Annotated in this window: 11 protein-coding genes; 7 read left to right on the top strand and 4 right to left on the bottom strand. The window is 70.7% G+C overall.

Going from position 1 to position 13,479, the window contains the following annotated elements:
* The 3 genes from ACFYR3_RS12505 to ptsP all read left to right on the top strand — a co-directional run.
* Positions 1 to 197, top strand: a 197-nt coding sequence (locus ACFYR3_RS12505; protein WP_389282700.1) for a hypothetical protein, incomplete at its 5' end; no start/stop codon positions are given.
* Between the two features lie 282 nt (positions 198 to 479).
* Complete coding sequence (locus ACFYR3_RS12500) at positions 480 to 929, top strand: PTS glucose transporter subunit IIA (protein WP_355839341.1); 450 nt, start codon at positions 480 to 482, stop codon at positions 927 to 929.
* Positions 930 to 1,005: 76 nt separating this feature from the next.
* A complete protein-coding gene (gene ptsP / locus ACFYR3_RS12495; RefSeq protein ID WP_355839343.1) occupies positions 1,006 to 2,676 on the top strand; it encodes a phosphoenolpyruvate--protein phosphotransferase in 1,671 nt (556 codons plus the stop codon).
* An 82-nt stretch (positions 2,677 to 2,758) separates the two neighbouring features.
* Here the strand turns inward: ptsP and ACFYR3_RS12490 are convergent, their stop codons facing one another.
* Together ACFYR3_RS12490 and ACFYR3_RS12485 are read right to left on the bottom strand one after the other, a co-directional pair.
* On the bottom strand, positions 2,759 to 3,652 hold the full coding sequence (locus ACFYR3_RS12490) for a hypothetical protein (protein ID WP_389282698.1): 894 nt from the start codon (positions 3,650 to 3,652) through the stop codon (positions 2,759 to 2,761).
* Positions 3,653 to 3,674: 22 nt separating this feature from the next.
* On the bottom strand, positions 3,675 to 4,883 hold the full coding sequence (locus tag ACFYR3_RS12485; RefSeq protein ID WP_389282696.1) for an MFS transporter: 1,209 nt from the start codon (positions 4,881 to 4,883) through the stop codon (positions 3,675 to 3,677).
* Positions 4,884 to 4,994: 111 nt separating this feature from the next.
* Here ACFYR3_RS12485 and ACFYR3_RS12480 point away from each other — a divergent pair, with 111 nt between their 5' ends.
* Complete coding sequence (locus ACFYR3_RS12480; protein WP_355839349.1) at positions 4,995 to 6,314, top strand: aminotransferase class I/II-fold pyridoxal phosphate-dependent enzyme; 1,320 nt, start codon at positions 4,995 to 4,997, stop codon at positions 6,312 to 6,314.
* On the opposite strand, the gene ACFYR3_RS12475 is transcribed toward ACFYR3_RS12480, so the two are convergent.
* Positions 6,315 to 8,282, bottom strand: coding sequence for an acetoacetate--CoA ligase (locus ACFYR3_RS12475; protein WP_389282694.1), 1,968 nt, complete (start codon positions 8,280 to 8,282; stop codon positions 6,315 to 6,317).
* A gap of 213 nt (positions 8,283 to 8,495) precedes the next feature.
* On the opposite strand from ACFYR3_RS12475, the gene ACFYR3_RS12470 reads away from it, so the two are divergent.
* Positions 8,496 to 10,865, top strand: coding sequence for a TIM-barrel domain-containing protein (locus ACFYR3_RS12470; protein ID WP_355839353.1), 2,370 nt, complete (start codon positions 8,496 to 8,498; stop codon positions 10,863 to 10,865).
* A gap of 3 nt (positions 10,866 to 10,868) precedes the next feature.
* Here ACFYR3_RS12470 and ACFYR3_RS12465 read toward each other — a convergent pair whose 3' ends face one another.
* The gene (locus ACFYR3_RS12465; RefSeq protein WP_355839354.1) at positions 10,869 to 11,405 is read right to left on the bottom strand and encodes an NUDIX domain-containing protein; all 537 of its coding nucleotides are present in this window, start codon (positions 11,403 to 11,405) and stop codon (positions 10,869 to 10,871) included.
* Positions 11,406 to 11,660: 255 nt separating this feature from the next.
* Between ACFYR3_RS12465 and ACFYR3_RS12460 the strand changes: the two genes are divergently transcribed.
* Positions 11,661 to 12,086: a zinc ribbon domain-containing protein gene (locus ACFYR3_RS12460; protein ID WP_355839972.1), complete on the top strand. Its 426-nt coding sequence runs from the start codon at positions 11,661 to 11,663 to the stop codon at positions 12,084 to 12,086.
* 28 nt (positions 12,087 to 12,114) lie between these two features.
* Positions 12,115 to 13,305, top strand: coding sequence for a lipid-transfer protein (locus tag ACFYR3_RS12455; protein WP_389282725.1), 1,191 nt, complete (start codon positions 12,115 to 12,117; stop codon positions 13,303 to 13,305).
* Positions 13,306 to 13,479: the final 174 nt, after the last annotated feature.

Below are 13,479 nucleotides of genomic sequence, written 5' to 3'. Positions count from 1 at the left end.
TTGAGTTCTCAAGGAACGGACGCTTCCTTTGTACTCACCCTCTCGGGCTTTCCTCCGGGCGCTTCCCTTCGGTCTTGCGTTTCCGACTCTATCAGGCCGTTTCCGTATCCGATTTCCTCGGTGCTTTCCAGGTGATTCGCTTTCGCGTTTCCCTTTCCGGCGAGTCCGACTCTATCAGTGCTTTTCCGTTTCCCTGACCACCGTCCCGCAGACATGCGAAACAGGACCCCGAGATAGGATCTGACAAGTTGGGTGCTGCCGGGCAACGACGCTTGGTCACGCCGCTCAGCCTCAAGCAGGAGTACGACTGTACATGGGGTGCGGGAGCAGGCGCAAATCGTTTGCCCTGTGCTCTACGGCGCCAACCGGGATCTCTCGCGCGGAACCGGCACTTCATATGACATATCCTGCTCAACAGTGCGCTGTCCGGGACAGACAGTGACGGCCCGTATAGATCTCCACCCCCTCGGAGGCTTCCCATGACCACCGTGACGTCCCCTCTTGCAGGACGCGCCATCGGACTCGCCGCGGTACCGGACCCCGTGTTCTCCGGAGCGATGGTCGGCCCCGGTACGGCGATTGACCCCGTGCGTGAACCCTCGGAGGCTGTCGCTCCCGTGGACGGCGTGATCGTCTCCCTTCACCCGCACGCGTTCGTCGTCGTCGACGGCGAGGGCCACGGCGTACTCACGCACTTGGGCATCGACACCGTGCAGCTCAATGGCGAGGGCTTCGAGCTGCTCGTCAACAAGGGGGACACCGTAACGCGCGGCCAGAGCGTCGTGCGGTGGAACCCCGCCGCCGTCGAGGCGGCCGGCAAATCCCCGGTGTGCCCGGTAGTGGCCCTGGAAGCCACGGCGGACTCCCTCTCCGACGTCCGCGAGGACGGCGACGTGAAGGCCGGCGACGAACTCTTCGGCTGGCAGTGACCTCAACGCTGTCCTGGACGGCGCGTTCGGCAACCATCACGGCGGCGATACCCGCCGCACTATCGGGGAGGGTTAGATGGAGACAACGCTGCGAGGCGTCGGCGTGAGCCACGGTGTGGCGATCGGCGAGGTTCGGCACATGGGGACGGCGGTTCTCGAACCGCCTGCCAAGCAGATTCCGCCGGAGGACGCGGCGCGCGAACAGGGACGCGCCCGCAAGGCCGTGGAAGCTGTGGCAGCCGACCTGATTGCGCGCGGCAATCTGGCGGGGGGCGAAGCCCAGGCGGTACTCGAGGCGCAGGCCATGATGGCCCAGGACCCCGAGCTGATGGCCGATGTGGACCGGCGGATCGCCGTCGGCAGTACGGCCGAGCGTGCGGTCTACGACGCGCTGGCCGCGTATCGGGCGCTGCTGGCCGGTGCCGGTGAGTACCTCGCCGGACGCGTGGCCGATCTCGACGACGTGCGGAACCGTATCGTCGCGCGGCTGCTCGGCGTGCCCATGCCGGGCGTTCCGGACAGCGACGAACCCTATGTCCTTATCGCGCGTGACCTCGCGCCCGCCGACACGGCGCTGCTGGACCCGACCCTGGTCCTCGGCTTCGTCACCGAGGAGGGTGGGCCTACCAGCCACAGCGCGATCCTGGCGCGTGCGCTCGGTGTACCGGCCGTCGTGGCGCTCCCCGGGGCCGGGGAACTCGCCGAAGGCACCGTGATCGCCGTCGACGGCAGTACCGGTGAGATCTTCGTGGAGCCGAGCGCGGAGAAGAAGGCCCAGCTGGAGTCGGCGGCGGCCCAGCGCAAGGCGGCACTGTCCGCCTCGACGGGTCCGGGTGCCACCTCCGACGGACACAAGGTGCCGTTGCTGGCCAACGTCGGCGGTCCGGCCGACGTGCCGGCGGCCGTGGAGGCCGGTGCCGAGGGCGTCGGTCTGTTCCGTACCGAGTTCCTCTTCCTCGATGACAGCAAGCAGGCGCCGACCGAGGAGAAGCAGGTCGAGGCGTACCGCCAGGTGCTCGAAGCCTTCCCCGAAGGCCGTGTCGTGGTGCGAGTGCTCGACGCGGGCGCGGACAAGCCGCTGGACTTCCTGACTCCGGCCGACGAGCCGAATCCCGCGCTCGGCGTGCGGGGTCTGCGTTCGCTGCTCGACCACCCTGATGTGCTGCGTACGCAGCTCACCGCTCTCGCGAAGGCTTCGGAGGGGCTGCCGGTCTATCTCGAGGTGATGGCTCCGATGGTCGCGGACCGCACGGACGCCAAGGCGTTCGCGGACGCGTGCCGTGCGGCCGGGCTGCAGGCGAAGTTCGGCGCGATGGTGGAGATCCCGTCGGCCGCGCTGCGGGCACGGTCGATTCTGCAGGAGGTCGAGTTCCTCTCCCTGGGGACCAACGACCTCGCGCAGTACACGTTCGCCGCGGACCGTCAGGTGGGCGCGGTGTCCCGTCTGCAGGACCCGTGGCAGCCCGCGCTGCTCGACCTGGTCGCGCTGTCCGCCGAGGCGGCGAAGGCCGAGGGCAAGAGCTGTGGTGTCTGCGGTGAGGCCGCGTCGGACCCGCTGCTGGCCTGTGTGCTGACCGGTCTGGGCGTCACCTCCCTGTCGATGGGTGCCGCGTCGATCCCCTATGTGAGGGCGACGCTGGCGAAGTACACGCTGGCCCAGTGCGAGCGCGCCGCCTCGGCCGCACGTGCCACGGACACGGCGGAAGAGGCGCGCACAGCGGCGCAGGCGGTGCTGTCAGGCGAGTAGCCGGACCGCGCCGTCCACCGAGCGACAGCGGTTGGCGGTACAGAGGGGCGCTCCATCTGCGGATGGGGCGCCCCTCTCGCGATCAGTGCGTGTGGCCCGTCCCCCTCCCCTCGTCTCCGAGGTCGGGTGGTGCGCAGTAGTCGACGCCCGATTCCGGGGAGACGAGATCGCCGGAATCGATGTCGGTGCAGTAGGCGTCGAACACCTCCCCGGCGGTGAGGGGCTCCAGGTCTTCGCCGCGCAGGCGCCATCCGTAGACGCGGTCGGTGGTGTCGGGTGCGGTGGTGCGCATGACGAGTCCGCCGGCGCTTCGTGTGGCGATGCCGAGGGCCAGGACGGTGGTGAATTCGAGGGCTTCGGATTCGTCGAGGCGTGTGGCGCCTTCGGTGCGGCCCTCCGCCCTCAGCACGGCGACGAGTGTGTCGGGCGCCGTCGACACGCTGCACACGAGGTGGAGGTCGCCCGGGCCCGCGGTGTCGACGACGCGGGTGAGGAGGTGGGCGGCGCGGATGAAGGAGGCGCGGCCGATGTCCTCACCGCAGGTCGCACAGGTGCCGATGCGGGCCAGAAGACTGGTCGCGTACTCCCAGGTGGCTCGGCGGACCGCTTCGTCGACGAGGTCCGGAACCAGCTCGTCCAGGGACTGTCCGTCGTAGGGAACCGTGGGGCCGGTCGATGCCAGTTGCGCGGTGAAGCGGGTGCGGCTGACCGGGGTGTCGGGTTCAAGGCCGCTTTCGGCACAGTATGCGGCGTACTCCTCGGGGTCGAAGAGCGCGACCGTGGTGTGGCTGCCCTGGGCGGCGAGGGTCTTGAGCAGGGCTTCGACCTGCCGGAGATAGGTCGTGTGGTCGTCGAAGGCGAAGGTGCGGTACCGCCGCATCGCCCGGAAGTCCTGTTCGTCGGTCAGCAGGCCGATGGTGCCGGCGATTTCGCGGCGCAGGACGCGTCGCATGGTGTGGTGCTGGGTGTTCGCCATGTTTCCCCCTGTGCACAGTCGATCAATGCTCACTCACAGTAACGGGCGGCACTGACAATGCGGGGCGGGAGAGCCGGTCGCGCACGATGCGATGCTGAAACATGCAGGTCATGGCTATGGTCGTGCCGAAGAGGGTCCAGCCGAGGGGGCCGGTGGCGATGGCCGCGGTGACGGCGAGTGGTCCGATGCTGCGTTGCACGGCCGGCGCCAGTCCGTGGACGCCGAGGTAGGCGCCCTGCGCCGCGTCGGGGGCGAGGGCCACGGAGAGTTCCCAGGAGACGGTGGCGTGCAGCATCTCCGCCACCGTGAAAGTGGTGGCCGCTGCGGTCAGGAAGACGGTCACGGCCACGGCTCCGCCCTTGGCCGAGAGCGCCATGGTGACGCCTCCGAGGGCGAAGAAGGCGGAGAGCGGGATGAGCAGCGCACGGGCCGCGGCCGTTGTGGCGCCGAACCGGGCCAGGGGGACCTGGAGGGTCACGACCATCACGTTGTTCAGGACCATCAGCAGCGGTGCGAGGCCATGGGGAGCTCTGTCGGAGTGGGCGATGCACAGGGGCAGCCCGACCTTGAACACGGCGTCGTCGAGGAAGAGGACGGTCTCGGTGGCGACGTAGGCGAGGTACGTGCGGTCGCGCCAGGGACTGGCCGGTGGCGTCGCGGGAACGGGGTCCTTCGATGTGGTGATGGTGCGGGTGGCCGAGGACGGTTCGCCGCAGCGGGCAGTCGCGAGGGCGGCTGCCACGAACGAGAGGGCGTCGCCCGCGAGCAGCCACTGGTACGCGGCGGTGGTTCCGACGGTGAGGGCGCCGGCCGCGACGAGGCCTCCCAGGGCCCAACCGGCATTGGCCACGGTGCGGTTGACGGCTTGGTAGCGGACCCGGTCGGGTCCCGAGACGCGGGTGGCGTAGAGCTTGGTGAGGACGTTCGCGGCACGGTCGCCGAAGCTGCCCGCTGCGGAGAACGCCACGAGCAGGACGTAGTTGTCGGTGGTCAGCAGAGCGAAGGAGGCGAGGGCGCGCAGGAGTTGGAGTGCGATCAGGACCCGGGTGAGCGGCAGGCGGTCGGCGATGCGCCCGCCGAGGGGTGCGCCGGCGATGCCGACGGCTCCGGCCGCCGCCACGAGGGTGCCGATCTGTGCGATCGAGAGACCGGTGACGTAGGTGAAGTACAGGACGGAGACGGATGCCCACAGGCCGCTGCCGATGCGGTCGACCAGGGCGATCCAGAGCATTCTTCGGCCGTCGGGGCCTCCTGGAATGCGTGTCGACCATCCGGCTGCTCGGCGCGTCGGACTCACTGCTCCCCCTTGCCCCGGATTATGTATTGATACATACTTGGCAACGTGGCAACACAATATTCGATCGACGGCACGACAGCCAAGGGAATTGCCGCGTCCGTCGAACGCGGCGTGACTGAAGGTGCTTTGGAGCCGGGCACGGCACTCCCTCCCGTGCGCGGTCTGGCCGACCGGCTCGGCGTGAGCCCGGGGACGGTCGCGACGGCGTACAAGGAACTGCGGCAGCGAGCGATCGTGGTGACCCGCGGGCGCGGCGGGACCGTGGTCGCTGCCGCGCCCGCGGTGGCGTCACGGCGGCCGCCGCGCGTGCCGGACGGGCTACGCGATCTGGCGGGCGGGCATCCGGACCCCCAACTGCTCCCCCGGCTGGTGCCGCCGTCGCGGCTCTCCCCCGGTGCGCGCTCGCATCGCAGTACGCCGCGCCTGACGCGGCTGGAGGATGCGGTGCGGGACTGGCTGGAGCCCGACGGAGTGCCGGCCGAGCACGTGACGTTCGCTCATGGTGCGCTGGATCTGATCGGGCGGCTGCTTTCGGTGGAGCTGCGTCCGGGGGACGCGGTCGCGATGGAGGATCCCGGCTATCACCATCTGCTGGATCTGGTCACGGCGCTGGGACTGCGCACGGTTCCGGTCGCGGTGGACGACCAGGGCATCCGCCCGGAGGCCCTGCGGGCGGCTCTACGGGCGGGGGTACGCGCAGTGGTGTGCAGTCCGCGGGCGCAGAATCCCTGGGGCGGCAGCTTCTCGGGACAACGGCGGGACGCGCTCGTCCACGTGCTCCATGAGGACCCCGAGGTTCTGGTCGTGGAGAACGATCACGCGTCGTCGGTCGCTGACGCGCCACTGCACACCCTGGCCTCGGGCGCACTGAACCGCTGGGTCCATGTGCGCACGGTGAGCAAGTTCCTGGGGACCGATCTCCGGTGGGCGGCCGCGGCGTGTGATCCGACGACGCTGGCCCGTCACGACGGTCGCCTGCTGTTGACGTCGGGCTGGGTCAGTCATCTGCTGCAGGAGACGGTGTACGGGCTGATGACGGACGAGGGCACGCGCGCGTTGGTGGCGCGCGCCCAGGAGACGTACTCGCTGCGTCGGAACGCGCTGCTCCGTGAGCTCGCCGACCGCGGCGTGGAGGCCCACGGTGTGAGCGGGATGAACGTCTGGGTACCCGTCCGGGACGAGTCCGCCGTCGTGAACGGGCTGCGTTCGTACGGATGGTGGGTCGCCGCGGGCGCGCGCTTCAGGACCTCGGCCGCGCCCGGCGTACGTATTTCGGTCGCGGAACTCCCACCCGCCGACGCCGTGCGCCTGGCCTCGGACTTCGCCGCTGTGCTCGGCGAGTCCGAGGCCACCTACGGAGGCTGATCAGCCGCGCTCGCGGCCCAGCTCTTCGTAGAAGCGCAGGAGTTCGACGTCGTCCACGGAGCCGATGTTGACGGCCTTCTCCATGGGGGCGCCCTGGAGGAGGCGTTTGACGGGCACTTCGATGCGCTTGCCGGTCAGGGTGTGGGGCACTCCGGGTACTTCGATGACCTCGTCGGGAACGTGGCGCGGGGAGAGCTGCTCCCGGATGGTTCCCTTGATGCGGTTCAGGAGAGCCTCGTCCAGGACGGCTCCGGGGGCGAGGTGGACGAACAGCGGCATCCAGTAGCCGCCGTCGGGCTGTTCGACGCCGATGACGAGTGACTCCTTGATCTCGGGGAGTCGCTCGACTGCTTCGTAGATGTCGGCCGAGCCCATGCGCACGCCCTGCCGGTTGAGCGTCGAGTCGGAGCGGCCGTGGATGATCACCGAGCCTCGTGAAGTGACGGTGATCCAGTCGCCGTGGCGCCATACTCCGGGATACGTGTCGAAGTAGCTGTCGTGGTAGCGGCTGCCGTCGGGGTCGTTCCAGAAGCGGATGGGCATCGACGGCATCGGGTTGGTGACGACCAGTTCGCCGACCTCGTCGGTCAGGGGCTTTCCGCTGGGGTCCCAGGACTGGAGGTCGGTGCCGAGGCCGGCGGCCTGGAGTTCGCCGATGTACACCGGGAGCGTCGGTACCGCTCCGGCGAAGCAGGAGCACACATCGGTGCCGCCGCTGACGGAGGCGATCCACAGGTCCTCGCGGACCTCGTCGTGCAGCCAGCGGAATCCGTCGGGCGGCAGCGGCGAGCCGGTGGTGGCGACGCAGCGCACCCGGGACAGGTCGAAGTCGCGCGAGGGGTGGACGCCCGCCTTGCGGCACGCCATGACGTACGCGGCGGACGTCCCGTAGAGGGTCGCTCCGGTGCGTTCGGCGATGCGCCACTGGGCACCCGTGTCCGGGTACCCGGGGCTGCCGTCATACAGCACGATCGTGGTGCCCGTGAGCAGCCCGGAGACGAGGAAGTTCCACATCATCCAGCCGGTGGACGTGTACCAGAAGAAGCGGTCCTCGGGGCCCAGGTCGCAGTGCAGGCCGAGCTGCTTGAGGTGCTCGACGAGGATGCCGCCCTGGGACTGGACGATGGCCTTCGGGAGGCCGGTCGTGCCGGAGGAGTAGAGCACCCACAGGGGGTGGTCGAAGGGGACCTGCTCGAAGACGGGCTCCACGTCGGCGGTGGTCAGGGCCGACCAGTCCAGGGCGCCCTCGGGTGCCTCGGTGCCGAGCAGCGGGATGTGCACGACGGCGCGCAGGGTGGGCAGTTCACGGCGCAGTTCGGCGACCGTGTCCCGGCGGTCGTGCTCCTTGCCGCCGTAGCGGTAGCCGTCGACGGCGAACAGGACCACGGGTTCGACCTGCTGGAAGCGGTCGAGGACGCTGCGGGCGCCGAAGTCGGGGGCGCAGGACGTCCAGACGCCTCCCACAGCGGCTGTGGCGAGCAGGGCGACCACGGCCTGGGGAATGTTCGGGAGGTAGCCGCTGACGCGGTCTCCCGGGCGTACGCCGAGGGTGTGCAGTTCGGCCGCCAGGGAGCCGACCTGGCGGCGCAGGTCTGACCACGCCACGGGGACGGACTCGTGCGTCTCGTCGACATACAGGAGGGCTGGTTCGTCCGCGCGGGTCTCCGCGGCGCGCAGGGCGTGCTCCGCGTAGTTGAGGGACCCTCCGGGGAACCATGCGGCACCGGGCATGGAGCGGTCGCCGAGCACGCGCGCGTAGGGGGTCGAAAACCGCACGTCGAACCACTCGGTGACGGCTTTCCAGAACGTGTCCAGCTCGTCGACCGACCAGCGGTGCAGGGCCGCGTAGCCGCCGTCGGACGGGGCTCCGTGCCGTTCGGCCGCCCAGGCCTGGAACTTCGTGACCTGCGCCTGGGCGATGACCTCGTCGGTGGGCTGCCAGAGCGGTGAGGGATTCGTGGTGGACATGGGGCGGCTCCCGGACTGTGCGCGTCGTGTGCGTCGGTCGCGCACGAGCGGGGGTGTGCGCGTCACGCGGCTGACACGGACGATGCCATGTGATCGACTTCTGCACCAGGGCACGCCACACATAGTCCGCGACATGAAGATGTGGCGTCACTACAGGTGAACGGCAGTTGAACGACTCACTCATCGGGCGCCGGTAGTGGCAGGGTGAGCAGCATGGACGGTCGTGACCTGGTGCGTTCGGTGAAAGCGATCGGCTCGGGGGGTGCCACTCAGGGGTTGCTCACGGTGCGAGCCGCGTGGCGGAGGAGGCGTGCCGACGCCACCGCGTTGCCGCAGCGGGGCGCCGAGCGGGCGCGGGTACCCGGGCCGGTGCTCGGTGTGGAGCCGGGGCCCGGTGGCGGCGTCGTCCGCTTCACGCGCTCGGAGCTGCGGATCACGGTCACGGTGGGCGGAGCGGTGTTCTGGGGCTGGGACGCGGTCGCGCCGGAGCCGTCGTACGCCCTCGCGGGCCGCCGCCCGGAGCCGGACCCACGGGCCGTCCTGGAGCCGGACAAGGACGGCGGCTGGCGGGTCGTGGCCGAGCGGGTCACGATCGTGGTCTCACGGCACGGCGCGATCCAGGTGCTTACCCCCGGTGGGGTGATCATGCGTCGCGATCTGCCGCCCCGGTGGTGGGAGCCCGTCGACGGCGGCACGGCACGCTGGATGCAGCGCTCCGAAGTGGCGGCCGACGCACGCTTCTTCGGTCTGGGCGGACGGGCCGCGGGGTCCCGTCTGCGCGACGGGACGTACCGACTGTGGAACACGGACCCCGGACAGGCCTTCGGGCCGGGCGACGATCCGCTGTACCTCACGATGCCCGTGCAGATGGTGGTCGCCGACGCGGCCACGCATCTCGTGTTCCACGACACCTCGTGGGACGGCACCGTGACCTTGCGCGAGGGCAAGGAGGGCGCCGGCTCCGGGCACGACCGGGCCGGATCGTGCGAGCTGCGCATGGACGGGGGCCCGCTGCGCTGCTGGGTCATAGTGGGGACTCCCGCGCGCGTGCTGCACTCCTGGGCGTCGCTGACCGGCGCCGCCGCGCTGCCGCCCGCATGGGCACTGGGACACCAGCACGCGCGGTGGGGCTTCGGCAGTGAGCAGGAGGTGCGCAGAATCGTCGCCGGCTATCGGGAGCGCGGCCTGCCGCTGGACGCCGTGCACCTGGACATCGACCACTACGACGCCCACCAGGTGTTCACGGTCGATCGCGACAGGTTCCCCAAGCTTCCGGTGCTGGCGGAGGAGCTCCGGCGCGACGGAATCCGCCTGGTTTCCATCATCGACCCGGCGGTCAAGGCGGAGCCGGGCAACGCCGTGTACGACAGCGGTCTCGCCGAGGACGCCTTTGTGCGGGACGCCTCGGGGCAACTCGTGCGGGGGGTCGTATGGCCCGGGGAATCCGTCTATCCGGACTTCACGAACGCTCGGGCGCGTGCGTGGTGGGGCAGGCTCTACGAGGAGCGGCTGGCTCAGGGGTTCGCGGGGTTCTGGCACGACATGAACGAGCCGACGTCGTTCACGGCCTTCGGGGAGTCGACACTGCCGCGTTCCGCGCGGCACTCCCTGGAGGGCCGTGGCGGTGACCACCGCGAGGCGCACAACGTGTACGCGCTGGGCATGGCCCGAGCCGCCTACGAGGGGTTGCGTGAACTCGCGCCCCAGGAGCGGCCGTTCCTCTTCTCGCGTTCCGGATGGGCGGGACTGCAGCGCTACGGAGGGACCTGGTCCGGGGACGTGGCCACGGGCTGGCCGGGCTTGCGGGCGTCGCTGTCCCTGGTGATGGGGCTCGGGCTGTGCGGGGTGCCCTACTCGGGACCCGACGTGGGCGGCTTCGACGGCAGCCCGTCGCCCGAGCTCTATCTGCGGTGGTTCCAGCTCGGGGCGTACCTCCCGCTGTTCCGTACCCACGCGAGCCTGCGAGCCGGGCGCAGGGAGCCCTGGGAGTTCGGTGACGAGGTCCTGGAGCACGCGCGCGTGGCACTCCTCGAACGGCGGCGGCTGCTCCCGTACTTCATGACGCTGGCGCATACGGCGCGCCGCACCGGTGCCCCGTACGTCCGGCCGCTGTGGTGGGGCAATCCGGAGGACCGGGCCCTGCGCGACTGCGAGGACGCCTTCCTGCTCGGCGACTGCCTCCTCGTGGCGCCCGTAATGGACCACGGGGCGGTCCGGCGGGCGGTGCAACTGCCGCGGGGACGTTGGTACGACACGGTCACCGAGGAGGCGTACGAAGGGCCGGCGCAGGTGCTGGTCGACGCCCCCTTGTCGCGGAATCCGGTGCTCGCACGGGCCGGTACCGTCCTGCCCGTCCGCGGTGCCGACGGTGGTCTGGAGCTGGAGGCGTGGGCGCCCGCGCGCGGGCGCAGCGGAGGTGGGCTCGTCGTGCCGGACGCGGGCGACGGGTGGGAGGAACCGGAGGCCGAGCGTTATGTGACCCGCTGGGAAGGGGACGAGGTGGTGGTGCGACGGGCCGGAGGCGCGGGGGGTCTGAGCGAGCCGCCGTATCCCGTACGGGTGCGGGGGCTGGGGACACCCTGATCCTCAGATGTACCGTCCCTCGAACCAGGCGCGGACCGCCAGGGTGTGGAGCGGGAAGGCGAGTTCGGCCGGCCGGCGCAGCAGATGCCAGCCTTCCGTCTCGTCGGTGGCGGCGGACTGCGGCAGTTCGGCGGCGGGGCGTTCCGGGAGGAGCCCGAAGAGCAGCAGATGGCCCGCGGGAGAGCTCATCGCGTCCGCGAGCCGCACTTCCCTGCTCGCCACGTCGATGCCCGTCTCCTCCTTGAGTTCGCGCACGACGGCGTGCCGCCAGTCCTCCCGGTGGTCGATGAATCCCCCGGGCAGGGCCACGCCCCCGCGCGCGGGGGCGATGGTCCGGGTGATGACGACCAAGGAGGCGCCCCTGTCGTCGTAGACGGGCTGCATGGCCACCGCGACCGGCAGCGGGTTGCGGTAGGCGACCGTGCCGCAGGCGGCGCAGGTGCGGGGCCAGCCGGAGATGCCCTCTCCGTAGGGGGCGCCACAGCTCGAGCAGTGCGAATCGGGCGCGAAGTCGGCGGGTGGGTGCGGGGTTGCGGACACGCCGCGGACTGTAGCCGATCACCGGACGGACGTCTTCAGAGTGGGCCGAACTGGGCGGCCGGGACGGGGCGGCCCGGGCGGAGCGGCCGGAACCACCCCCGTGGGCCCCGGCCGCCCCGGCAGGTACTCCGACGCCAGAAGGGCACCCGTTGGTTCGCCCGGACGCCCTGCCCAATTCCTGTTGCCCGTGGCACACTTCTGACGTCCCGTCAGATCCAGTGCAGTGGAGGGATCGTGTCGCGCACACGCACACCTGTGGTCGCCGGGTGGTTCACCGGGGAAGGGAACGACTTCCGTCTGCTCGGCACACGTTGCTCGGCGTGCACCTCGGTCTTCTTCCCCCGCGAGGACGCCTTCTGCCGCAATCCGGGGTGTACGGGCGGCGAGCTGGCCGAGGTGCCGCTGTCCCCCCGTGGCCGCGTCTGGTCGTACACCGACAGCCGGTACCGACCGCCGTCACCCTATGTGACCGATCCGGAACTCTCGTGGAAGCCTTGCGCGTTGATCGCTGTGGAGCTGGAATCCGAGCGCCTCGTGGTCCTCGGCCAGGCGGCTCCCGGGATCACCGTCGCCGACCTGACGGTGGGCATGGAGGTGGAGATCGTCCCCGGTGTGCTGAACGAGGACAGGGAGACGACCTGGACGACGTGGCACTGGCGGCCGACAGGGGTGACGGCATGAGAGGCACATGGCGGACGGGAGTGGCGGTGTGAGCGGTGATGTGGCGGTGCTCGGCGTGGGGATGCACCCATGGGGCAAGTGGGGGCGGAGTTTCGTCGAGTACGGGGTCGCGGCGGCGCGCGCGGCACTGACCGACGCGGGGATCGACTGGCGGGACGTCGACTCGATCGTGGGCGCGGACACCGTGCGCGGAGGCTATCCGGGGTACGTGGCGGGGGCGACGTTCGCGAAGGCGCTGGGGTGGCAGGGGGCACGCGTCGCGAGCGTGTACGCGGCGTGCGCGTCCGGGGCGCAGGCACTCGGAACGGCACGTGCGCAGATCCTCTCGGGTCTCGCGGAGGTGGTCCTCGTGGTGGGCGCCGACGCGGCACCCAAGGGGTTCTTCCGCCCCGCCGGCGGGGACCGGCAGGACGATCCGGACTGGCTGCGCTTCCGCGTCCTCGGGGCGACGAATCCGACGTATTTCGGGCTGTACGCGCGGCGCCGGATGGCTCTGTACGGCGACACCCTGGAGGACTTCGCCCAGGTCAAGGTGAAGAACGCGGCCCTGGGCGCACTCAATCCCCATGCCCGTTACCGCAAGAGGGTCACGGTCGAGGAGGTCGCCGCGTCGGCCGTGGTCGCCGATCCGCTGCGGCTGCTCGACATCTGCGCGACGTCCGACGGCGGCGCGGCCGTGGTGCTGGCCGGCATGGAGTTCGCGCGCAGGCACGGGGCATCCGAGCCGGTTCGGATCCGCGCGGTGTCGACCGTGACACCGCGCTATCCCAACACGGTGCTGGATCTGCCGGACATCGCGACGGACTCGGCGGTCGCGGTGGAGCCCGCGGCCGGGACCTTCCGGTCGTCCATCGCCCGGGCGGCGTACGAGGAGGCGGGTATCGGGCCCGATGATCTCTCGTTCGCCGAGGTGTACGACCTGTCGACGGCCCTGGAGCTGCAGTGGTACGAGGACCTCGGGCTCTGCGGGGAGGGCGAAGCCGCCAAACTGCTGCGCGAGGGCGCCACGGCGCTCGGCGGGCGCATACCGGTGAACGTCAGCGGCGGGCTCGCCTCCTTCGGAGAGGCCGTTCCGGCGCAGGCCATCGCCCAGGTGTGCGAGCTGACGTGGCAGTTGCGGGACGGTGCGGGTGCCCGGCAGGTCGCCGGGGCGCATGTGGGAATCACCGCGAACCAGGGGCTGTTCGGACACGGCTCTTCGGTCGTGGCGGTGCGGTAGCCCCGGGGTGGTCCACGCCGGACCCGGGGCTTCGGAGGACCGGGCCCCGCGCCGCCGGCCCGAGGACCGACCCCGCCCGACCCGGACGGCACGGCCTTCGAACCCCCCTCGGTCGGGAAGCGCGTGCGGGCCGCCAGGGGGCTCGTACACACCCACTGTGACGACCCCGGAATC

Source organism: Streptomyces sp. NPDC005784, assembly GCF_042871525.1.
Classification (GTDB): domain Bacteria; phylum Actinomycetota; class Actinomycetes; order Streptomycetales; family Streptomycetaceae; genus Streptomyces.
Note: the sequence above shows the minus strand (reverse complement) of the source record. Positions and strands in the feature narration are given on the sequence as shown.

What these genes read in the sequence shown, in the direction of transcription:
- ptsP (WP_355839343.1), top strand. Translation starts at nt 1,006, where the DNA reads ATGGAGACAACGCTGCGAGGCGTCGGCGTGAGCCACGGTGTGGCGATC.
- ACFYR3_RS12485 (WP_389282696.1), bottom strand. Translation starts at nt 4,883, where the DNA reads ATGCTCTGGATCGCCCTGGTCGACCGCATCGGCAGCGGCCTGTGGGCA.
- ACFYR3_RS12475 (WP_389282694.1), bottom strand. Translation starts at nt 8,282, where the DNA reads ATGTCCACCACGAATCCCTCACCGCTCTGGCAGCCCACCGACGAGGTC.
- ACFYR3_RS12500 (WP_355839341.1), top strand. Translation starts at nt 480, where the DNA reads ATGACCACCGTGACGTCCCCTCTTGCAGGACGCGCCATCGGACTCGCC.
- ACFYR3_RS12470 (WP_355839353.1), top strand. Translation starts at nt 8,496, where the DNA reads ATGGACGGTCGTGACCTGGTGCGTTCGGTGAAAGCGATCGGCTCGGGG.
- ACFYR3_RS12490 (WP_389282698.1), bottom strand. Translation starts at nt 3,652, where the DNA reads ATGGCGAACACCCAGCACCACACCATGCGACGCGTCCTGCGCCGCGAA.